General features: G+C 32.8%; 21 protein-coding genes and 1 other RNA gene. 2 read left to right on the forward strand and 20 right to left on the reverse strand.

Translation table 11 applies throughout. The features are described 5' to 3' along the window. From rnpB to ACF91D_RS27155, 4 genes are all read right to left on the reverse strand, one after another. Positions 1 to 158: RNase P RNA component class B (rnpB, locus tag ACF91D_RS27140), an RNA gene on the reverse strand; the annotation flags it as partial. Between the two features lie 139 nt (positions 159 to 297). Then, a complete protein-coding gene (gene gpsB / locus ACF91D_RS27145) occupies positions 298 to 654 on the reverse strand; it encodes a cell division regulator GpsB (protein ID WP_042738668.1) in 357 nt (118 codons plus the stop codon). A gap of 12 nt (positions 655 to 666) precedes the next feature. Continuing rightward, positions 667 to 1,233 (reverse strand): SLOG family protein, encoded by a 567-nt coding sequence (locus ACF91D_RS27150; RefSeq protein WP_107527907.1) that lies wholly within the window; start codon positions 1,231 to 1,233, stop codon positions 667 to 669. Beyond that, the gene (locus ACF91D_RS27155; protein ID WP_107527906.1) at positions 1,226 to 1,567 is read right to left on the reverse strand and encodes a DUF1798 family protein; all 342 of its coding nucleotides are present in this window, start codon (positions 1,565 to 1,567) and stop codon (positions 1,226 to 1,228) included. Before ACF91D_RS27155 ends, ACF91D_RS27150 begins: the two co-directional genes overlap by 8 nt. A 254-nt stretch (positions 1,568 to 1,821) precedes the next feature. Between ACF91D_RS27155 and recU the strand changes: the two genes are divergently transcribed. Further along, positions 1,822 to 2,448 carry a Holliday junction resolvase RecU gene (gene recU, locus ACF91D_RS27160; protein WP_042738665.1) on the forward strand — a complete coding sequence of 209 codons (627 nt, stop codon included), beginning with the start codon at positions 1,822 to 1,824 and terminating at the stop codon, positions 2,446 to 2,448. Then, on the forward strand, positions 2,445 to 4,706 hold the full coding sequence (locus ACF91D_RS27165) for a transglycosylase domain-containing protein (RefSeq protein ID WP_107527905.1): 2,262 nt from the start codon (positions 2,445 to 2,447) through the stop codon (positions 4,704 to 4,706). Before recU ends, ACF91D_RS27165 begins: the two co-directional genes overlap by 4 nt. 158 nt (positions 4,707 to 4,864) lie before the next feature. Here the strand turns inward: ACF91D_RS27165 and ACF91D_RS27170 are convergent, their stop codons facing one another. The 16 genes from ACF91D_RS27170 to aroC form a co-directional block, all read right to left on the reverse strand. Next, on the reverse strand, positions 4,865 to 5,197 hold the full coding sequence (locus tag ACF91D_RS27170; RefSeq protein WP_107528084.1) for a YpoC family protein: 333 nt from the start codon (positions 5,195 to 5,197) through the stop codon (positions 4,865 to 4,867). A gap of 5 nt (positions 5,198 to 5,202) precedes the next feature. Further along, positions 5,203 to 5,862, reverse strand: a complete 660-nt coding sequence (gene nth, locus ACF91D_RS27175; RefSeq protein ID WP_107513032.1) for an endonuclease III — start codon at positions 5,860 to 5,862, stop codon at positions 5,203 to 5,205. Next, complete coding sequence (locus tag ACF91D_RS27180) at positions 5,849 to 6,538, reverse strand: DnaD domain-containing protein (RefSeq protein ID WP_119624398.1); 690 nt, start codon at positions 6,536 to 6,538, stop codon at positions 5,849 to 5,851. The genes nth and ACF91D_RS27180 overlap by 14 nt, the downstream gene beginning before the upstream one ends. A 90-nt stretch (positions 6,539 to 6,628) precedes the next feature. Next, positions 6,629 to 7,921 carry an asparagine--tRNA ligase gene (gene asnS, locus ACF91D_RS27185; RefSeq protein ID WP_042738660.1) on the reverse strand — a complete coding sequence of 431 codons (1,293 nt, stop codon included), beginning with the start codon at positions 7,919 to 7,921 and terminating at the stop codon, positions 6,629 to 6,631. 91 nt (positions 7,922 to 8,012) lie between these two features. Then, positions 8,013 to 10,715 (reverse strand): helicase C-terminal domain-containing protein, encoded by a 2,703-nt coding sequence (locus ACF91D_RS27190; RefSeq protein ID WP_107591398.1) that lies wholly within the window; start codon positions 10,713 to 10,715, stop codon positions 8,013 to 8,015. Positions 10,716 to 10,745: 30 nt separating this feature from the next. Continuing rightward, complete coding sequence (locus ACF91D_RS27195) at positions 10,746 to 11,717, reverse strand: biotin--[acetyl-CoA-carboxylase] ligase (RefSeq protein ID WP_107528002.1); 972 nt, start codon at positions 11,715 to 11,717, stop codon at positions 10,746 to 10,748. Further along, positions 11,704 to 12,909 carry a CCA tRNA nucleotidyltransferase gene (locus tag ACF91D_RS27200; protein ID WP_107589673.1) on the reverse strand — a complete coding sequence of 402 codons (1,206 nt, stop codon included), beginning with the start codon at positions 12,907 to 12,909 and terminating at the stop codon, positions 11,704 to 11,706. Before ACF91D_RS27200 ends, ACF91D_RS27195 begins: the two co-directional genes overlap by 14 nt. Continuing rightward, complete coding sequence (gene bshA, locus ACF91D_RS27205; protein ID WP_392438046.1) at positions 12,902 to 14,050, reverse strand: N-acetyl-alpha-D-glucosaminyl L-malate synthase BshA; 1,149 nt, start codon at positions 14,048 to 14,050, stop codon at positions 12,902 to 12,904. The genes ACF91D_RS27200 and bshA overlap by 8 nt, the downstream gene beginning before the upstream one ends. Before the next feature lie 27 nt (positions 14,051 to 14,077). Beyond that, positions 14,078 to 14,395, reverse strand: coding sequence for a nucleotide pyrophosphohydrolase (locus ACF91D_RS27210; protein ID WP_042738655.1), 318 nt, complete (start codon positions 14,393 to 14,395; stop codon positions 14,078 to 14,080). Positions 14,396 to 14,846: 451 nt separating this feature from the next. Beyond that, positions 14,847 to 15,542 carry a zinc metallopeptidase gene (locus ACF91D_RS27215; protein ID WP_042738654.1) on the reverse strand — a complete coding sequence of 232 codons (696 nt, stop codon included), beginning with the start codon at positions 15,540 to 15,542 and terminating at the stop codon, positions 14,847 to 14,849. Between the two features lie 37 nt (positions 15,543 to 15,579). After that, positions 15,580 to 16,182, reverse strand: a complete 603-nt coding sequence (locus tag ACF91D_RS27220) for a DUF1405 domain-containing protein (protein ID WP_042738653.1) — start codon at positions 16,180 to 16,182, stop codon at positions 15,580 to 15,582. Positions 16,183 to 16,186: 4 nt separating this feature from the next. After that, positions 16,187 to 16,747 (reverse strand): YpiB family protein, encoded by a 561-nt coding sequence (locus tag ACF91D_RS27225; protein WP_042738652.1) that lies wholly within the window; start codon positions 16,745 to 16,747, stop codon positions 16,187 to 16,189. Positions 16,748 to 16,765: 18 nt separating this feature from the next. Further along, a complete protein-coding gene (locus ACF91D_RS27230; protein WP_042738651.1) occupies positions 16,766 to 18,013 on the reverse strand; it encodes a tetratricopeptide repeat protein in 1,248 nt (415 codons plus the stop codon). A 5-nt stretch (positions 18,014 to 18,018) separates the two neighbouring features. Beyond that, positions 18,019 to 19,317, reverse strand: a complete 1,299-nt coding sequence (aroA, locus tag ACF91D_RS27235; RefSeq protein ID WP_107512653.1) for a 3-phosphoshikimate 1-carboxyvinyltransferase — start codon at positions 19,315 to 19,317, stop codon at positions 18,019 to 18,021. An 11-nt stretch (positions 19,318 to 19,328) separates the two neighbouring features. Continuing rightward, positions 19,329 to 20,396 carry a 3-dehydroquinate synthase gene (gene aroB, locus ACF91D_RS27240; protein ID WP_107527479.1) on the reverse strand — a complete coding sequence of 356 codons (1,068 nt, stop codon included), beginning with the start codon at positions 20,394 to 20,396 and terminating at the stop codon, positions 19,329 to 19,331. A gap of 36 nt (positions 20,397 to 20,432) precedes the next feature. Next, complete coding sequence (gene aroC / locus ACF91D_RS27245; RefSeq protein WP_107527480.1) at positions 20,433 to 21,599, reverse strand: chorismate synthase; 1,167 nt, start codon at positions 21,597 to 21,599, stop codon at positions 20,433 to 20,435. Positions 21,600 to 21,868 lie beyond the last annotated feature (269 nt).

Raw genomic sequence — 21,868 nt, forward strand, 5'->3', positions numbered from 1 at the left:
TCAAACTATTCTAGCCATATCTTTGAAGACTTAGGCTATTTCGTTGCCGTCAATTTAATGCCTTGACTTATTGTTTCGTCAAGCACGAACACTACAATCATCTCAGATTGTGTGAGCATGGACTTTCCTCTATATTGCTATAGCGATTACCCGAAACACCATCTTTAAAAGTATATCATCATTTAACTTTTGAAACAAATAAAAATAAGACAAGTTTTAAATTTATTTAAAACTTGTCTTTATGTAGATAGTACCTTATCCACCTTTGGCATATATTTCTAACAATTATGCTTTACCTTATTTACCAAACACAGCTTTTTCTAAATTAGAAATACGTTTTAAAATATCTACATTATTACCGCTATTGTTGGCACTCTTACTTGCATTACTATTGTTTGAAGAGAAATTTTTATTTTCTTGTGGTCTCGATGTTGCTACACGTAATCTCAACTCTTCAAGCTCTTTTTTAAGTTTATTATTTTCTTCTGAAAGTTTAACGACTTCACTATCTAAGTCTGCCATTTTTTGATAATCTGCTATGATATCGTCTAAGAAGGCATCTACTTCTTCTCTTCTATAACCACGAGTCATAGTTTTTTCAAAATCCTTTTCATAAATATCTTTTGCTGATAATTTTAATGAAACATCTGACATTATTTTTCCACCTCATTCAAAACTTTGTTCTTGAGACCACTGTAAATCGTTGATAAATTCAGTTAATTCATCGAACGTAACAATGTCACAAGTATAGTTTGTTTCTTCCATAAAATCAACTAACATCTGCTTAAAGAATTTTGGGCTTGCTTCTTGTTCCTCATCATAAATTAACAGCGTCAAATCGGTATGATCTAGCATAAATCGATCTGTTTGTTTAAATTGATGAGGCCCTTCATATGATGAATGAAACACACTATCTACATAATCAGCTTGTTGCTGGATTGTATTATACTTTAATTGATTTTGCTCATTCCATCTATCGCTATGCCCATAAAATGGAGTTATAATACCAAGTTTTAACTCCGGGAATGTAGTTTTTAATTCAAGTACTACCTCTGCTGTCCATAATTCTATACCCATCTGTCCTTGTATTAATACCCACTCTAATCCTTCTTCAATCAACTGAATTAATTTATGTTTGAGAAATTGCTTTAAATAATTGATTTCTGGCGCATCGTCTTTAAATATATTCAATTCATAAGATTTATATCCTGTTACATAAATGGTCTTAATCATATTTCCACTCATTTCTCAGTATATAAGCTAAATCATATTGTACTGCTTTAATTTTTTCAGTGAAAAGTTTCCTACTTGTACGTTTAAAATGACACTCGACAGACAATGCCTCGATATTTGAAATAAGTAGGTCGAACTTTCTTTTATTCATATATTGTAATGATAGAATTTGAGTCTCAAATGAACGCAATTTAGAAAGTGATTTATCAATATTCTCAGTGAATGGTATGACCTCTGTATAAAAATCATAATCTGTATTACTTTCTTTTACTAACTCATATTTATCTTGCATGTATTGCACTTCATTTAAAAGCTGAGTAATTAATTGTTGCATGAGGTTTCCTCCTACACAACAAATTTACCACAAATGCCGTGATGCGTCATTTCTAAAGCGATGTCAAAGTTTAAATACTTAAAATTAAACTCTATTTTCTAATATTGTATATTTAAAAGAAGCACGTTAAAATATACATGATGTATTTTTGTAATTAAATTTACATCCTTTCTTATAGTATAGTTTGGAAAAATAAAGCAAAGTCAGTTATAATGGAAAAGGTTTTTCATAACCAAATTAGAGTGGTGAAAAAAATGAATTATCCTAATGGAAAGCCATTTAATAGAAATAAGCCTCAAGTCGGACGCGCTTTTTCTAACAAATCAAGTAATATAGACTATGGTGGCAGAGGTATGTCCTTGGAAAAGGATATCGAACTGTCGAACACTTATTATTTAAACCATGGCATGGCTGTTATACATAAAAAGCCTACCCCCGTACAAATAGTAAATGTTCACTACCCCATGAGAAGTAAAGCCGTAATCAATGAAGCTTATTTCCGAACACCTTCAACCACTGACTATAATGGCATTTACAATGGCCGTTATCTAGATTTTGAAGCAAAAGAAACTAAAAATAAAACGTCGTTTCCTTTAAATAATATGCATGAGCATCAAGTTGTACATATGGATGCATGTTATAAGCAAAATGGAATCGTTTTTTTATTAATCCGCTTCAAAACATTAGATGAAGTTTATTTGCTTCCCTATGTTAAATTCAAATATTTTTGGGAAAGACATATGAGTGAGGTGAAAAAGTCAATTACGGTTGAAGAAATTAGAAAAAATGGTTACTATATTCCTTATCAGTATCAACCACGATTGAATTACATCAAAGCAGTTGATAAGTTGATATTAGATGAAAGTGAGGACCGCGTATGACGGAGAAGAAAAGGACTTCCCAATCCAATAGTAATGGAGAGTCCGAACAAAAAAAGAATAGGAATATTAAGAGAACGATTATTAAGATATTCGGCTTTCTTATCATTGCCTTTATCGTTTTAGCATTAATCGGTATTTTACTATTTGCGTATTATGCTTGGAAAGCACCAGCATTTACGGAATCTAAATTACAAGATCCGATACCAGCAAAAATTTACGATAAAAATGGTGATCTCGTAAAAACGTTGGACAATGGTCAACGTAGAGAACATGTCGATTTAGACAAAGTACCAACCAAAATGAAAGAAGCTGTTTTAGCTACAGAGGATAATCGATTCTATGATCATGGTGCACTAGATTATAAACGTCTATTTGGTGCTGTTGCGAAGAACTTTACAGGTGGATTTGGATCACAAGGTGCTTCGACTTTAACACAACAAGTTGTTAAGCGTTCATTCTTAACTGACCAAAAATCTATTGCTCGTAAAGCTCAAGAGGCATACTTATCATATCGTTTAGAACAAGAGTACAGTAAAGATGAAATATTCCAAATGTACTTGAATAAGATTTATTATTCAGATGGTGTCTACGGTGTGAAAGCTGCTGCTAAATATTACTTCAACAAAGACTTAAAAGATTTAAATTTAGCAGAAGAAGCATACTTAGCAGGTCTACCTCAGGTGCCAAACACTTATAATATCTATGACAACCCTAAACAAGCGGAATCACGTAAAGATACAGTACTTTATCTAATGGAATACCACCATAGAATTACTAAGAAGCAAAAAGAAGAAGCACAAAAAACTTCTCTTCAAGATAACTTAGTAAAACGAACAAATAAAGAACGACAAGTAAGTGAAAATGATTCAAACAAAGAATACGATTCTTACTTAACGTTTGTTAAATCAGAATTAATGAACAACAAAGAATTTAAAGACAAAGATTTAGCATCTGTTTTAAATAGTGGTATTAAGATTTATACAAACATGGATAAAAATGTTCAACAAACTTTACAAGACCGTGTAGATAATGGTAGTTATTATAAGAACGAAGACCAACAAGTTGGTTCTTCAATTGTTGACAGTGAAACTGGTGGTTTAGTTGCGATTTCTGGCGGTAGAAATTATCGAGATATCCAAGATCGTAACCAAGCAACAGATGCTCACCCTACTGGTTCATCACTGAAACCATTCTTAGCATATGGTCCTGCAATAGAAAATATGCAATGGGCAACAAATCACGCTATCCAAGATGAATCTTCATATCAAGTCGATGGTGTAACGTTTAAAAACTATGATACAAAGAGTCATGGTACAGTGAAACTTTATGATGCATTACGTGAAAGTTTCAACATTCCAGCACTTAAAGCTTGGCAATCTACTAAAGAAAATGCCGGCAATGATGCACCTAAGAAATTTGCTAAAAAAGTAGGACTTGATTATCAAAGTGATATCGGACCTTCTGAAGTATTAGGTGGATCAGCATCAGAATTCTCACCTACTCAATTAGCTTCAGCATATGCTGCAGTTGCTAACGGTGGAGAATATAACAATGCACACTCTATTAAGAAAGTCGTTAAGCAAGACGGTGAAACAATTAAATATGAACACACGAGTCATAAAGCGATGAAAGACTATACAGCGTATATGTTAGCGGAAGTATTAAAAGGTACATTCGAAGCATATGGTTCTGCCTATGGTCATGGAGTATCAGGTGTTAACTTAGCCGCTAAAACTGGTACAGGTACGTATGGTGAACAAACTTATCAACAATACGGCTTACCAGATGATGCTGCGAAAGATGTTTGGATTAACGGTTTCACGCCTAAATACAGTATGTCTGTATGGATGGGCTTCAAATCAGTTAAACAAGGTGGCGTAAATTCATTCGTCGGTCACGATGAACAAGAATACCCACAATATCTATTAGAAGATGTTATGTCTGATATCTCGCCTAAAGATGGTAAGGACTTTACTAAACCAGATTCAGTTAATGGCAGTGATAAAGATGATTTATCTGTAGCTGGACATCCAGATGATAACACAACGAGCCAAAAACCAAATGGTCAAGGTAGTAGTTCTTCATCAAGCTCTAGTAGCAGTGAATCAAGCAGTAGTTCTGATAGCAGTACTTCAAATAGTGGTTCATCAAGTAGTTCTCAATCAAGTCAAAGCTCTGGAAGCAATTCTTCTAGTGGTAATGCATTGACTAAGCTATTCAACTTGAACGCAATATTTGATATTAGAAAATCATCATAAGATGAATTTAACCCCCGAGTTCCTATTTTAGGAAATCGGGGGTTTTTTCTTGTAGAAAAAAACCATATACTTAGCATATGGTTCATTTGTAAAAGTAATATTAATAGTCAAAATTAAGCGCCTATAAATAATAGCCATTAAAAACATTGTCATTTTTGTTATTGCTGTTCCCTTTTAAGCTTAAGTTGATATGCGGCATTCATTTTAATAAGTTCGGTTTTTAGTGTTTTCATTTGTCTATAACCCATGAAATGATGCTTACGCTCTATCATGTAAGTATAGCGCTCTTCAAAGTTCATAGGTACAACTGGATACGAAGACAATTGGTTTAGTTCAATTTGATCAATTTGATTAATTTGTTTGAAATACGCAACAAGTAAATCGAAATAGCTATCTAATGCAGAAATGGCCTCAGGTTTCTTTAATTGCTTGTTTTTGGCAAACATATCTAATTGCGTTTCCAGTTCAATAAAATCCTCTTTTACTATCATAAATATCACGCTTCTTTCAAACTTGCTTTATATCGTTTCTGTCCTTCTCTGCATTCTTCAAATAATGGACAAATATCACATTTTGGACTTCTAGCTAAGCAATGGTAACGTCCGAAAAATATAAGTTGGTGATGCGTTTTATTCCAACGCTCACGAGGTACAACTTTGCACAGTTTATCTTCTACTTGACGTACATTATCTTTCCAGCGACAAATCCCTAAACGCTTAGAAACCCTTTCAACATGTGTATCTACAGCTAATGAAGGTTCTCCAAATGCAACACTCATTACAACATTTGCGGTTTTTCTGCCGACGCCGGCAAGACTTTCTAGTTCTTGGTGTGTTTCAGGAATTTTACCATCAAATTTAACGAGCAGTGATTGACATAACTTTTGAATGTTTTTAGCTTTATTTCTATATAAGCCTATTGTTTTTATATCATTTTCTAATTCTGTTAGTTCTACATTTAAATAATCTTCTGGTGTCTTATATTTTTGAAATAAATTTTTAGTTAATTTATTAACTGAAATATCTGTAGTCTGAGCAGATAATAAGACTGCGATTGTAAGTTCAAATGGATTGTCATGAACCAATTCGCATTCTGCATTTGGAAACATGTTTGCTATGACATCTACCATTTCTAGTGCTTTTTTATTGCTGATCATCTGGATTCTCCCCATTTAGCCAGTCAAACTTAGGTACTTTTTGTACAGTATGTTTCATTTGAGGTTGATTAAATTGACGGCTTATTTTTTTAGAATCTTCAATGGTTTTAACATTGTTTTTCTTCCAATTAAGTAGGATACGGTCAATGTATTTAAAGCTGAGTTTATTTTGACTTGCGGCCTCGTCTAATGCTGCTTGAATGACCGACAGTTCATGATGGTCAACATCTAACCATTGATTAATTGTTTCTATTTCATAAGGTGACAAAGCCCTACCAAAGGTTAGTTCTATATTTTTAAAGACATTTTCAAATGCTAAAGTATTATCTTCAGCTATCTCTTCTTTCTCTATTGAATCAATAATTTCACTTAACCTTGTATAAAATTTATCAAGATTCATATACTCGGTAAATTTACCTTCTTCATCTTTACTAACGTTTAATTCTAGTAAATCATATTGGATTAAACGTTGAATGATAGCAGTAATTTCCCTAGAGTCTAATGTGCTACCTTGTTGTAAAGTTTCAATTGACGGTTGTTTATTTGAAATTTCTGCACTATGCAAAAGTTTAATTAGAATAATTAGCTCAGTCTCGTTTAACCCCATGTCAGAATAATGGTCTAATAATTCCTTTCGTATTATAACAGGTCTTGATTTTAGTTGTTCAATGTTCATATATATCACTCCAATCAACCAGAATTGTTATAAAAGCGCCCAGTCAAAAATTTGAGACTGGACGCAAAATGAAAATTAATAACACATTATTTATGGATATAAACGATTTAATAAACGTGGGAACGGCGAAGTTTCACGGACATGTTCAACGCCTGATAACCATGCAACTGTTCTTTCTAATCCTAATCCAAAACCACTATGAGGTACACTACCGTAACGACGTAAATCTAGGTAGTAACTATAACTTTCAGGGTCTAATTCGTATTCGTTGATACGTTGTTCTAATAACGCTAAATCATTAATACGTTCAGAACCACCGATAATCTCACCATAACCCTCAGGTGCAATTAAATCAGCACATAATACTGTATCTTCATTGTCAGGATTTGGCTGCATATAAAATGGCTTTATCTTAGTCGGATAATTTGTAATAAATACTGGTAAATCATAATGATTTGCAATAGCTGTTTCATGAGGTGCACCAAAGTCTTCGCCCCATTCAATATCATCAAAGCCTTGCTCTTTTAAGAAAACAACAGCATCATCATATGTGATACGTGGGAATGGTGTTGTTACCTTTTCAAGTTTTGAAGTATCTCTTTCTAATGCATTTAATTCTAACTTACAGTTGTTTAATACAGATTTTACGACATGTGTAACATATTGCTCTTGAACTTCTAAACTTTGTATATGATCACAAAACGCCATCTCTGGTTCAATCATCCAAAATTCAATTAAATGGCGTCGTGTTTTAGACTTTTCGGCTCTGAATGTTGGACCGAATGAGAATACACGACCATGTGCCATAGCTGCTGCTTCCATATATAATTGACCACTTTGAGATAAAAATGCATCCTGGTCAAAGTATTTCGTATGGAACAATTCGCTTGTTCCTTCTGGTGCACTTGCAGTTAAAATTGGTGGATCGATTTTTGTGAAACCATTATCATTGAAGAATTCATATGTCGCACGAATGATTTCGTTTCTGATTTTCATAACAGCATGTTGCTTTTTAGAGCGCAGCCATAAATGACGATGATCCATTAAAAATTCAGTACCGTGATTTTTCGGTGTAATTGGGTAATCATGTGCTTCTGCAATGACTTCTATTGATTTCACTTGCATTTCATAACCCAAATCAGAGCGTGTATCTTCTGTAATCGTACCTGTTACATATAAAGAAGATTCTTGTGTAACCTCTTTAGCCAGTTTGAATATATCTTCTGAAACATCCGCTTTTACTACAACACCTTGCATAAAACCAGTGCCGTCTCTTAATTGTAAGAAAGCAATCTTCCCACTTGAACGTTTATTTGTTAACCATGCGCCTATTGTTACTTCTTGGTTAAGGTATTGTTTAGCTTGCTTAATCGTTGTTTTCATAACCAGTCTCCTAATATTCATAATCTACTTTTATTTATCCTAATATATTTTAACAAAATACGTAACTCAGTTCTAGTTGCGTGTGTTAACTTTATGGTTTGTTATGTTCATCTTTTTTTATTTTTTTCAATAAACTTGAAAATTGTTTTATGTCGCCTTTGTTTTGTTTATAGTTTTCTAATGCTTGCTCAAAAAATTGCTTATAATTACTACGCACGAGTCGGTCATCGAATGAAACGATAATACCTTTATCTTGTTCACCACGAATTAATCGACCTAACCCTTGACGAAATCGAGTGACTGCATCTGGTAAAACATAATCTTTAAAGGTCGATGCAAATTCAGTATCCATTAACCAATACTTAGTATTATTTTGATTCATAAATGGCAATTTTGCTATCATTACACATTTAATACCGTTTGATTGAAAATCGAAACCTTCGAAAAAAGTGCCTGTCCCTAGCAAAATGGATTTATCAAAGCTATTAAATTGTTGTACAATTTTATAATTCTGATTTTGTTGTTGCGTGAGAATAACATAATCTTCAAATTCAGGTAACTCATTGAGTAATTCTTGTACCATATGCATCATTTTATAACTCGTAAATAAGATTAAACATTTGGACTCAACGTTAGTTGTATATTCGACAACGTAGTTAACAATAGATGTAACGTAATCATTGATATTTTTATAGTTATAAGATGAAACGTCGTTTGGTATGAATACTGTAGTTTGTTTACGATTTGATATAGTAGAATCAATTTCAAAAGTATTAAATTTGGCATCTTTATTAAACCATTGTTTAAAGCTTTCAAATGAATGATTAAAGGTTAATGTACCTGAGATAAATGTAAGTGAATTGAACTTATCCAACACTTGCTTTGTTAATATATCCTTTACTTCATAATCCTTTACATTTAAGCGAATGGTTGATTTTTGATTTAAATTTTTAATTGATAAATAACTAGTATGGTTATTTTTTAAACTATGTTCAATATCTTTAAAGCGGTCATTAATATATAGAATTTGCTTCCGTACAGATTTTATCGTTTTATGGCTCATGCCATTGAAAAACTCAAGTGTCATATTTAATTTATGAATGATGGCATGTAAATCTTGCAAAATTGGAGATACATCAAAGTGATAAACAAAATGCACTTTGTGAATTTCGTCATCGTGTACATCAGTTTGCTTGATCAATTCATACATGGTATTAAAAAGTTGCTCATTTAAATCATGAATTTCATTTATATTTGTTTTTAGTCCAAATACATCAATTGGTGGAATATCAAGTTTTTCTAAGATGCGCTGTTGTTCTAACGTATCAATTGCTTTTAGTAATTTTTCATTTTCTGTTTTACCGATTAGACCTAATTGATATTTTATATCTGAGTAACTCAGCTCATTTGTGACTTGATTCAAAGCATAATCAGGTAAACGATGTGCTTCATCTATAATACAATCATCGAATAATTGATAAATCGTATTATCATGCGAAGCATTTATTAAGTGCGCATGATTAGTAATACCAATTTGTATATTTTGCGCATTACGCTTTATAAAATTAAAGTAATGAATGTCATTGCGCACCGGTACATAGGTTTCGAGTTTTTGTTCGAAGTACATTTTCTGTCCGCCTTTTAAATCAAGCTCTTGAATATCACCAGTTTCAGTTTCTGTTATCCAAATAAGTAACTGCATTTTCAATATATTTACTTCGTAATTTGTCGATTCGTCTTTAAGTATTTGGCTTATCAATCCTAAAGCAATATAATCACGTTTACTTTTAATTAATGACGCATTTATTTTGAAATTCAATGCCTTTTTTAAAGCAGGGATATCTTTAATAAGTAATTGATTTTGTAATAATTTCGTATTTGTAGAAATCATTACATGTTTACCAGTCTCAATATTATACATTATTGCTGCAAGTAAGTAGGCAATTGATTTTCCGCTTCCTAAAGGGGCTTCGATCATTGCTTTTTCACTATGCATTAATTGTTCTAGGATAATTTCAGCTAGATATAATTGCTGCGGTCTATAAGTGAGGTTTAACTCCTCAGCCACCATTGTATATAAATCTTTTAATGTACCTTCAAAATTAACTTTAGGTGCTTTAAAATCCGTTTGCTTCTTATATATAATTTGTTCGAATTGCTCATAATGTTGATCTAATGTCTCTTGGTTATGATTACGCACCATTTCAAAGATAATGTCATATAAGTCATATTTTAAGTTTTTACTTAAATAATATAGTTGTTTTAAAGTATCGAGTGGTAATGATTCGAACTTTTCAAAGGCAAGTATCATCAATTGTGCCGTAGTTTCTGCATCTTCATCCGCTCTATGTGCATTATCCAATGCAATACCATGCGCTTCTGCTAATTCACTAAGCTGATAACTCTTATCTGTTGGAAATGCTACTTTAAACAACTCTAATGTATCCAGCACTTTTTTAGGACGGTATTTTATATTACAAGATTTAAAGGACTTCTTAATGAAATTTAAATCAAAAGCGACATTGTGTGCCACAAATATACAACCATCTAATTGTTTATAGATGTCTTCGGCAATTTCATGAAAATAAGGAGCTTGATTTAGCATTTTGTCTTCAATTGAGGTCAATGCCTGAATAAAAGGAGGAATATCTAAATCCGTTTTAATTAATGAATGATAGGTGCCAATGATTTTATTCTCACGAACGAATGTAATGCCAATTTGTATAATTTCATCATAGTCTAATTGATTACCTGTCGTTTCTAAATCAACGACTGCATAACAAGGTGTATTCATCTGTATTCCTCCTTTCGTTTAATTATGACTTTAAAACTCTATGTCAGCACTGATTAATTTATGTTGTTGATTTTCATTATCTATTACGATTAGCACGCCATCATTATCAATGTCTAGTGCTTTACCTAAAAATTGATTACCATTTTCCGTGAATTTTAATTCCTTATTCCAAATATTAGAAGCATCAATATATTCCTCACGTATTATAGAAAATGGTTCTGAAATAAATTGGTTATAACGGTATTCTATATGCTTAACTAATGCTTGTAAAAAATAGTAACGATTGATTATATCATTTGAATTTATTCTAATACTAGTGGCCTTTTCAATTAATTCGCCAGTGAAATCAGCTTGAGATTGATTCATGTTGATTCCAATGCCACAAATGACTGCTTCTATGCCATCACTATTAGCTACCATTTCAGTTAAAAAGCCACAAACCTTTTTACCATCAATATAGATGTCGTTTGGCCATTTGACTGTTACTCTTTTTTCAGAAAATTGTTGAATTGCATCTCTAATACCTAAAGCCATAAACAAATTGAATTTAGTTATAGTATCAAATGGTACATTAGGACGCAAAACAATGGACATCCATAGGCCTTTACCTTTTGATGACGCCCATGGTCGGTTAAAGCGACCTTTTCCTTCTGTTTGCTCATCGCTAAGGATTAAATAGGTATCGCTGTTACCCACAAGCTTTTGTTTGGCTAATATCTGAGTAGATGGTGTCGATTCTATTACTTCAATATGCTTAAAAAGATTTTGTGCTTGAATAATTGGTTGTACAATGCCACTATACCATTTTTCTGGGAGTTGTATTAAGCGATGACCTCTATGATTTATGGACTCAATTTCACAGCCTTCTAATTTTAATTGATCAATAATTTTTTTGACAGCCGTACGCGAAATCGCTAATTGTTCGGCAATAAACTGCCCAGAAATATAATCTGGCTGATGTTGATATAAAATTTGTATTACATCTTTACTATATTTTGACATGTGTTTTCACCCATTCTAAAATTTCATTCTTCTGATTGTTTATTTCTCCACGAATAATGGCACATTCGATATCGCGTAATAATGGTTTTAACCATGCGCCACCAGGCTGATTTAAACTGGTCAAAATGTCATTACCATTAATTGCAATCTGTTTTCTTGAAGTTATCGGTAGTTGAGCATAAGTTTCATTAATTGTGTCTCTATTAACAATTAATGGTTGCAGGTCAATAATTTGATTATCGTGTAATAATTCAGAGTGGTTTAATACATTAATAATATCTACTTTGCCGTAATCATAAACAAAATATTTTAAATCATTTTTACTTGAAATATTAGGAATAGTTTGGATCAACTGTTCATATTTTGTGATTGCTTTCTTTTCCTGATTGCTTATTTTTAACATTGATAAAGAAGCCTCTACCATAGGTTGTTGAACTTTCAAAGCAGCAATTAGTAAAGTGAAATCGACAGGTAGGTTGACTTGGAATTTCGTAAAATCAAATTGATTAAAGTAAGTTATATAGTTGAATGCATTTAAGGATTTTAAATTATTATAACTTTGAGTGATATACTTTCCAGTAAATAATTTTTTTAATTCAACAATTATTCGCTCAATTGAAAGATGTTCAATACTAGCAATGTGTGATTTCATTCCTAAATAAGTTGATTCTTCTAGCATAAATCCAAGTTGTGCTTGAAATCTGAGTCCTCTAATAATACGCAATGCATCTTCGTTAAATCTTTCGGCAGCATCACCTACTGTACGAATGATTTTATTTTCAATGTCCTGTTGTCCATTAAAGTAATCAAGTATACGATAGTGCGTATCCATGGCGATTGCATTCATCGTAAAGTCACGTCGCTTTACATCTTCATATAAATCTCGGACGAAATAGACTGCATTAGGTCGACGATGGTCATCGTATTCCCCTTCAGCTCTAAATGTTGTGATTTCATATTGTTCATGTTTATAAACTACATTAATAGTGCCATGTTCCCTACCAATTGGAATTGTTTTGTCAAAAATTGCTTCAATTTCATCTGGTGTTGCACTGGTTGTGATATCAATGTCATGAATTTCTTTATGCATTAAATAATCTCGAACAGAGCCACCGACGAAATATGCTTGATAATCATGTTTGATCAAGTTATTTAATATAGGTTGAGCTGCTTCAAAAATAGATTTATTCATTGTTTCCCTCTAACATTTTTCTATAATAATACTCATATTGATCTGCAATTAAATCTGATGCAAAACGTTGTTCCACATCTGCTAACATTTTCGTTTGCATTTCTTTATATAAATTGTCATCAAGTAGTAGTTTTTTAGCATATTTACTAGCTGAGTCACTATCTCCTACATCAACTAAATAACCTGTTGATTCATGTTTAATGACTTCCTTTATGCCTCCTGCTGTAGAACCAATTGGCACCACACCAGATTTCATAGCTTCCAGTAATGTAAGTCCAAAACTTTCCTTTTCACTCAGTAATAAAACTAAATCAGCTATCTGATAAAATTCACTCACCCAGTCTTGTTTACCAAGGAATAATACATGTTCCTCAACAGCTAAGTCTTTGGCTTTTTGCTTCATGTCCATTAATTCTGGGCCATCACCCAATAATAATAACTTAGAAGGTATTTCTTGATGTACCTTTGCAAATGTTTCAATAATTGTATCGATACGTTTGACTGCTCTAAAGTTAGACACATGGATGAATACCTTTTCGTTATCTTTTATACCATAACATGCTTTTAAGTGCTTACTTTTTTCTGATAGTTCATCAGATTTAGTTGGAAATTCATTTTCACGAACAAAATTATAAATCGGAACGATATCTTTATCAGTTTCAATAATATCCTGTGTTTGTTGTGCTAATGAGTCACTGACACTTGTTACAATATCACTTTCTTCAATACCAAATTTTATGGCATTTTTTAATGAATGATCGTAACCCAATACTGTAATATCTGTCCCATGTAATGTCGTCATAATTTTGATATTTTTATGCGACATATGTTTCGCCAATATACCGCATACGGCATGAGGTACTGCATAATGCATATGTAATAAGTCTAAATCGTATTCGTTGATAACTTCTGCAATTTTTGTACTTAGCGTTATATCATAAGGAGGATACTGAAAGACGGGGTATTGGTTGACTTCTACTTGATGGAACGTGATGTTAGGTAAAGGCTTGCGTATTCTAAATGGAATATTTGATGTTATAAAATGAATTTCATGACCACGTTCCGCTAATTTAATACCTAATTCTGTAGCAATAATGCCTGATCCACCCATAGATGGATAACATGTTATACCTATTTTCATAGTGTGCTACACCCCACAATCTCTATATTATTTACGTTCAAATCTATCTTTATCTCGTGTATTAAATTTTGTCATCGTTTCATCGAAGCTTTCTGACATATCGATGTCTAAAGAGTTAGCAATACAGAGTAAGACAAATAAATTGTCGCCTAGTTCTGCTTTAATTGTATTTTCAGCTTCTGAATCTTTTTTCTTTTTTTCGCCATAATAATGATTAATTTCTCTAGCTAACTCCCCTACTTCTTCTGTTAAGCGTGCAAGATTTGCTAATGGTGAAAAATATCCTGTTTTGAATTGGCCAATATATTCATCAACCTCATTTTGCATCTCATTCATTGTTTTCATCAAAGGATCCCTCTCAATCTTACGTTTTCTAATATAGTATAGCTTAAAATGATGATTCATGCATTATTCCTGCAATCTAGACATTTTCCATAGCATATTTATAGTGTGTATGAGAATGATTTTATCAGTTAATAATAGTAAATAATTGTTTATGTTTGTTAAGTAAGAACTGGTCATGAAAAGATTGGAGCTGGTACATCATTCAGCGAATATTCACCACTAAATGCGTGGATATTCAAGGACTAATAATTTAAAGTACAATAGTTTGTATGATTAGAACCTATTTACTGAAATTCGCACACAAGTTAGTTTTCCACTGGCATAGTTTCCTTAGCCATATCAACAGGGTATTTCGAAAATATGATGTCTTAACATAAAAAAGAGCTAATCCATAACGGAATAGCTCTTTTATTTTGAGCATGGGCATTTAAGCTCCAAACTCGACTATTTATTATTCACTTGAACGTGCGATTAGAATGAAACGTGCAAGTTCTGCTAACGCTACTGCAGTTGATGCTACATAAGTCATAGCTGCTGCTGATAATACTTTCTTAGCGTGTTTATATTCTTTTTCATTTACAATATCTAAACTCTGTATTTGTTTCATAGCTCGACTACTCGCATTGAATTCAACCGGTAGTGTTACGATAGAGAAGAGCACTGCAAATGACATAAACGCAATTCCAATCCATAACGCTGTAGAACCTAAAGTACTGTGTAAAGTAGTTAAAATAATACCAGCAAAAACTGCTAAATATCCAATTGAACTACCAATATTTGCTAAAGGTACCAATGATGTTCTGAATTTCAAGAAGAAATAGCCTTGTGCATGTTGTATTGCATGACCAACTTCGTGTGCTGCAATCGCAGTTCCCGCTACCGAAGGACGGCTAAAGTTTGCAGGTGATAATACTACAACTTTCTTTCTAGGATCGTAATGATCAGTTAAGAAACCATTCCCTTCGACGACATCTACATCATAAATGCCATTCGCATGTAGTATTTCTAATGCAACTTCTTGTCCGGTCTTGCCACTTGTTGATCTAACTTGTGAATATTTCTCATAATTCGATTTAACTTTGTGCTGTGCCCATAGAGGGAGTACCATTAAGATAACAAAGTAAACTATCATATAGATAAAAGACAAAAATCCTCACTCCTTTAGTTATATTTTACTGTGAACGTTAAGGAAGGTCAAATAATTTAGTCTTTTTAAATCGGGTTAAATATAAATAAAGAACGAGTGGAATTACACTTAATGTAAATGCTAAGTAGGCCACGCCTTCAATATGTCTAGCAATAAAGTCATAAAAAGGATACTGCATAAAGACATAATCAATTATATCGTTATTAAATACCCAAATCATACTGATTAAGAAACCAAGTAGTGTTACTTTCATTCTCGGATAAAATAGTAAGGCTTGGATTGCCATAATGCCATGTGAGAGTATCAACATACATCCAATTACAGTTACATGATCATACTGTATAAACATAATCACATTCATGATTACTGCCCAAACGCCATACTTTATTAATGTTGTAAAAGCGAGCGCTTCTACGATAGGTAATTGCTTACCTAGCATAAAGCCTATAATCGCAATACATAGAAACAACGAAGCGGTTGGACTATCAGGCACAAACGGTTTGAATTGCCAACTCGTTGCTTGTAATTGTGTACCATACCAAATATAACCATATATTGTGCCTAAGACATTACAGATTAATAAAAAAGAAAGTATTATTTTATTGTAGATACATAGCTGCCAAATTGTTGTTATGTTCATAGATTTATTCCCTCAAACCTGAATTAACATTTCTTGATTTAAATGTATTTAATATTTGTGATAATTGATAGAACAACGGTCGATCATGCAATTGCAAACTCAAATCTATATTGGATTGTAAATGTTGAATAATTGAGCGTTCACTTTTTTTGGTTAGAGGTATGCTATAGATATCTTGCATATATAATGCATAATATGGTGAATTGAGTAGTTGATTAAGCAACAGCTCGTCTAAACGAGGTTCTCTAACATCCTCTTCCTCAAAATGTAATTTAACATCGAATGCAAATTTCGACTTCACGACATAATTAAATATTTCATCATTATTAATCAATTGTTTGTCACTCAGTATCAAACGAATCGCAATTTTATTCGCATTAACTACCGACATCTCTAATGTATTATGTGTAGGTATAATTTCATCTACAAAATGTATGTTTTGCAAAACATCTGGTGCTGATTTTAAATAATTCAGCACCCATACACTGATACGTGACTTAAAGCGATATTGAAATAATATATATTCTATAAAAGATGATTTCATCTGTTGCAATGTGTCAGCCAAACAGTTCACCTTCCTCGACTAGTAAGATGTTAATCTTTCGGCCTCATCATGCCATGTTTCATTACTCGGCTCTAACTCTAATAATTGATTTAATATTGATTTAGCCTGTTCTACTTTACCAATTTCAATTAAATAGTAGTAATAATCACTTAAGAATGCCGATTGACTTTGTAATGTTGGATATGCTAATTCAAAGAAATGTTGAGCCTCTTTATCACGTTCTTCCTGTCCAAGCGCAAATGCGAGATGCCACATAAATACTGGATCTAAATCTTCTTCATCCACATATTGTAAAAGTCCAATTAAACTTTCGTAATCTTCTTCTGAACGGTACAAATCACTAAGAATTAACAATGGTTCTTGATAAGCATTGTCTACTTCTAATGCTTGAATCAATAATTGAACGCCTTCATTTGCATCACCGTGTTCAATTTGAATGCTACCAGTTGACACCATTAACTCTTTATAGAATTGACTTAGTCTCAATCCCTCTTTACCAATTTCAATTGCGTCAGCATGATTATGTTCATTTTCATATAATTGCTGTAAATAGAAATAACCTTGTAAAAAGTCTGGGTCTTTTGAAAGTAAAGTAGTTACAAGTTTAATGGCTTCTTGTGTTAGGTCATTCTTTTCATAGGCGATTGCTTTTTTCAAATAATCTTCAGAATTCATTTCATCTTCGTTCATTTCGTCAAACATTTTTATGGCATCGCTATAATTACCACTTTGTAAACTACAATCTGCCAATCGTGCGAATAAATTAATCGTATTCACTTCATATTCGCCAGTCTCTAATACTGTTTCATATTCAGATGCAGCTCTTAGATATTGACCATCAAAATATAATAACTCAGCTAAAGCAAAATGAATAATTGGATCATTTGGTTCAAGCTCAATTGCTTCTACTAATTTGTCAATTGCTACTTCAATCATATTTAATTGTTGATACAAATCTGCTTCTAGCATTAGCCTTTCAGTAGATAATTCTACTTCGTTAAGATATTCTAAAGCTTCGTCAGTTTGATTTTCTGACATTAATCCTTCAATAAAATAAATTAAAAGTTCACTTTCATCTGGATACTTGTGATACAAAGTTCTAAAAACTTCTAATCCTTGAGGCATTAGTCCATAATTATATAACGTTTCTCCCAGTACAAATAAGGCGTCATCATTCGGTGAACTCAATGCCTCATTTACGCGAGTGTCTAAGTTATCTAATTTTTGTAAGTTGATATCATCTATTAATTTATAGATGTCTTCCATACTTTTTATCCCTCATTTTCTAATTGTTTTAACTTGTCCATAAACCCTGGGAAAGATACATTGACTGCATCAAATTGGTTAATCGTTAATGACTCTGAAGTTAAAAGGGAAGCGATAGCTAACATCATACCGATTCTATGGTCTGTATAACTATCTACCGTGGCAGTTTGCTCTAATGCTGATGGATGAATAATCATTCCATCGTTTGTTGGTTGCAATGTAAAACCTAATAAATTGAGCATGTTTGCTGTAGTGTCAATACGGTTAGTTTCTTTCACTTTTAATTCTTCTGCATCTTTAATGATACTCGTTCCATTCGCTTGTGTACATAAAAGTGCAATGATTGGTATTTCATCAATTGCTCTAGGTACCAAGTCCCCTTCTATATGTATTGGTTTCATATTGGGAGAATATTGCACGCGTATAGAAGCAGTAGGTTCAGCACCATTTGTTTGATTAAATAATGTAATGTTCCCTTCCATTTGAGTCACGATATCTATAATACCTGAACGGGTCGAGTTTATGCCAACATTATGAATTGTAATATCGCTATCAGGAGTGATTAACCCAGCAACAATAAAGTAAGCTGCAGATGATATATCACCTGGTACATTAAAGTCTGCTGCTTGAATATGCTCTATACCTTTAGGTGGTATTTCGATATAGCCGTCCTTTGTTTGAACAGGAATATTAAAGTGTTCGAACATTGTTTCACTATGATTTCTTGTAGTACCTAATTCTTTAATAGTTGTCTGTTCATCTGCGAATAAACTTGCAAACAAAATTGCACTTTTGACTTGGGCACTGGCAACTTCCATTTCGTAATTGATTCCTTTAATTTGTGCAGGTTTGATGATTAATGGAGTGTAGTTATTATCAATAGCAGTTATGTTGGCATCCATAGCAGTTAATGGCTTGAGAATTCTATCCATAGGTCTTTTGCCTATAGATTCATCACCAGATAGCACACTTTCAATTCCTAAACCACATAATAGTCCAGCAACTAATCGTGTTGTCGTTCCTGAATTTCCTGTATATAACACTTGGTGTGGTGTTTTAAAATGTTTATAGCCTGGTGAATCGATTTCGATTTTATTATCGGATACAGAGATATCAACACCTAGTTTTTTGAAAATTTCAACTGTACGTAAACAATCTTCTCCGAGCAAAGGTTTGTTAATTGTTGATTTGCCAGTAGCTAATGAAGCTAACATTATCGCTCTATGTGTCATTGATTTATCGCCTGGGACCTCTATTTCACCAGTTAAAGGTCCATTAATTGCTATTGTCTCATTGTTTGTCATCTGTGGCCCTCCTACTTTTTAAAGTGCGCAACTAATAATTCGAAAGACTGAAGCAGTATTGATTTATCTACATGCTTTACGATTGGATTGCCAATACCGTCCAACAGAACCATTTGTACACCTTGTTGATTATTTTTTTTATCTTTTAACATCAATGCATATAGTGCATCAAATTCAAATTGACTTATAATGTCTAAAGGATAGTTTAAGTCTTGTAAATATTGAATATAATGTTCGATATCAAAATCTTGATTTAGAACTTGATTACTAACAATAAATTGATAAATGATTCCTATCATCACTGCATGTCCATGAGGTATTTTAAAGGTATATTCAACAGCATGACCAAATGTATGACCTAAATTTAAATATTTTCGTACATTTGATTCCTTTTCATCCTGTAAAATAATATTCAGTTTAGTTTCAATTCCTTTATAAAGGTAGTATTCAATTTCATCTAATGCCTTAAGTTCAGTGGCATTACTATATTGCTGTTCGATTTCACGCACTGCAGCCTCATTGTTTAATAAGGCATGTTTATAAACTTCCGCATAGCCGCTTAGCACTTCTGAAAATGGTAATGTTGATAAGAAATTCAGATCATAGATAACAGCTTTCGGTCTATAAAATGCACCAATAAGATTTTTGCCATGTTGTGAATTAATACCAACCTTTCCACCAACACTAGAATCATGAGCTAGAATAGTCGTTGGAACTTGAATGAAATCTACACCACGTAAAAGTGTTGCTGCTAAAAAGCCAGTAAAATCGCCAGTAGCACCACCACCTATAGCGATTAAACATGTATCACGAGTTAATTGTCTGCTCAGTAATGCCTCAATTGTCTCTGCATAGAAGGTTAATGACTTAGTTGACTCTCCTGAAGGTATTATCACTTTATGTGCATCATATTCAGAAGTTAAAAATGCTAATGCAGAAGACCATGTATTATTTACTGTGGCATCAACAACTAAGACGATATCTTTATAGCCTTGTATAAATTGATGTAATTGTTCTAATGCGTTATGTTCTACAATGATTGGATAGTTGTTAGAATTATAAGTAGTTTCTAATATCATGATTTCACCTAATTACATTTAATATTTTAATATTGCTTAATATTCAATATTAATTTGACGTTGTGCTTCAATTTGTTCCTTTAATTGGTCGATATGATTTGAATGGAACTCTTCTAATACAGCCTTTGCCAGTTCAAATGCTACGACATTTTCCATTACGACACTTGCTGCAGGCACTGCACAACTATCAGAACGTTCGATTGACGCTTTAAATGGCTCTTTGGTATTGATATCAACAGAATTCAATGGTTTATATAAAGTAGGAATCGGCTTCATCACGCCACTCACTACAATTGGCATACCATTGGACATACCGCCCTCGAAACCACCTAAATGGTTAGAACCTCTGTAATAACCTTGTTCTGCGTCATATAAAATTTCGTCTTGTACTTCACTACCAGGTAACTCAGCACATTTAAAACCTTCACCAAAGCTTACACCTTTAAAGGCATTAATACTAACTACACCTTGGGCAATTCTTCCGTCAAGCTTTCTATCATAATGTACATAACTTCCAATGCCTACTGGTACACCTTCTACTACTGTTTGAACAATACCACCTATTGTATCGCCGGCTTTTTTAGCTGCATCGATTTTATCTCTCATTTGTTGTGCTACACTATCATCGATAACACGTACATCATTTTTATCTATATTGTTTTTAATTGTTTGGATGTCATATTCAGCATCATCTTTAACGCCGCCAATTTCAACTACACGACTATAAAAGTTTATGTCTAATTGTTTAAGTAGAATTTTAGCTACTGCACCTACAGCAACACGTGCAGCTGTTTCACGTGCAGATGAACGTTCTAATACATTTCTTAGATCTCTATGATTATATTTCATACCACCAATAAGGTCAGCATGTCCTGGACGTGGTTTTGTAATAACACGTTTCATGTTATCTTGTTCTTCTTCACTTATTGGTGCTGCACCCATAATGTTTTTCCAGTGAGTAAAATCATCGTTAGTAACAACAAGCGTAATTGGGCTACCTAATGTATAGCCGTTTCTGACACCTGAAACGATTTCAATTGTGTCCTTTTCAATTTGCATACGTCGACCTCTACCATAGCCACCTTGACGCTTGAACATCTCTTCATTTATATCTTCTACATTAATTTCTAAATTCGCTGGTACACCTTCAATTATTACAGTTAACTGTGGACCATGCGATTCCCCAGAAGTTAAATATCTCATTATTTACCCACTCCGTTCTTTAGTACTTTAAATTGTTATATGTTCTATATCTTATCATATTCATTTAAGCAAATTAATAGAAAAATTTACAAATCTTAAATCTTAAGAAAATTCTATCATTTCTATTTGCATTAGTGTACCACTTGTAAAGAGAGTTATAAATAGCATAAAGTGTTTAGCATGCATTTATGTCATTATTTAAACGGAAAATACGTAGAATGTAATAGTGTGTGTAAAAAGGTGATATAACGTAATGTTAAAAGCGCATA

This window comes from Staphylococcus sp. 231237_7MaSpsaltlick (assembly GCF_043107035.1).

Coding starts and splice junctions, on each gene's coding strand:
- gpsB (WP_042738668.1), bottom strand. CDS start 654: ATGTCAGATGTTTCATTAAAATTATCAGCAAAAGATATTTATGAAAAG.
- ACF91D_RS27150 (WP_107527907.1), bottom strand. CDS start 1,233: ATGATTAAGACCATTTATGTAACAGGATATAAATCTTATGAATTGAAT.
- ACF91D_RS27155 (WP_107527906.1), bottom strand. CDS start 1,567: ATGCAACAATTAATTACTCAGCTTTTAAATGAAGTGCAATACATGCAA.
- recU (WP_042738665.1), top strand. CDS start 1,822: ATGAATTATCCTAATGGAAAGCCATTTAATAGAAATAAGCCTCAAGTC.
- ACF91D_RS27165 (WP_107527905.1), top strand. CDS start 2,445: ATGACGGAGAAGAAAAGGACTTCCCAATCCAATAGTAATGGAGAGTCC.
- ACF91D_RS27170 (WP_107528084.1), bottom strand. CDS start 5,197: ATGATAGTAAAAGAGGATTTTATTGAACTGGAAACGCAATTAGATATG.
- nth (WP_107513032.1), bottom strand. CDS start 5,862: ATGATCAGCAATAAAAAAGCACTAGAAATGGTAGATGTCATAGCAAAC.
- ACF91D_RS27180 (WP_119624398.1), bottom strand. CDS start 6,538: ATGAACATTGAACAACTAAAATCAAGACCTGTTATAATACGAAAGGAA.
- asnS (WP_042738660.1), bottom strand. CDS start 7,921: ATGAAAACAACGATTAAGCAAGCTAAACAATACCTTAACCAAGAAGTA.
- ACF91D_RS27190 (WP_107591398.1), bottom strand. CDS start 10,715: ATGAATACACCTTGTTATGCAGTCGTTGATTTAGAAACGACAGGTAAT.
- ACF91D_RS27195 (WP_107528002.1), bottom strand. CDS start 11,717: ATGTCAAAATATAGTAAAGATGTAATACAAATTTTATATCAACATCAG.
- ACF91D_RS27200 (WP_107589673.1), bottom strand. CDS start 12,909: ATGAATAAATCTATTTTTGAAGCAGCTCAACCTATATTAAATAACTTG.
- bshA (WP_392438046.1), bottom strand. CDS start 14,050: ATGAAAATAGGTATAACATGTTATCCATCTATGGGTGGATCAGGCATT.
- ACF91D_RS27210 (WP_042738655.1), bottom strand. CDS start 14,395: ATGAAAACAATGAATGAGATGCAAAATGAGGTTGATGAATATATTGGC.
- ACF91D_RS27220 (WP_042738653.1), bottom strand. CDS start 16,182: ATGAACATAACAACAATTTGGCAGCTATGTATCTACAATAAAATAATA.
- ACF91D_RS27230 (WP_042738651.1), bottom strand. CDS start 18,013: ATGGAAGACATCTATAAATTAATAGATGATATCAACTTACAAAAATTA.
- aroA (WP_107512653.1), bottom strand. CDS start 19,317: ATGACAAACAATGAGACAATAGCAATTAATGGACCTTTAACTGGTGAA.
- aroB (WP_107527479.1), bottom strand. CDS start 20,396: ATGATATTAGAAACTACTTATAATTCTAACAACTATCCAATCATTGTA.
- aroC (WP_107527480.1), bottom strand. CDS start 21,599: ATGAGATATTTAACTTCTGGGGAATCGCATGGTCCACAGTTAACTGTA.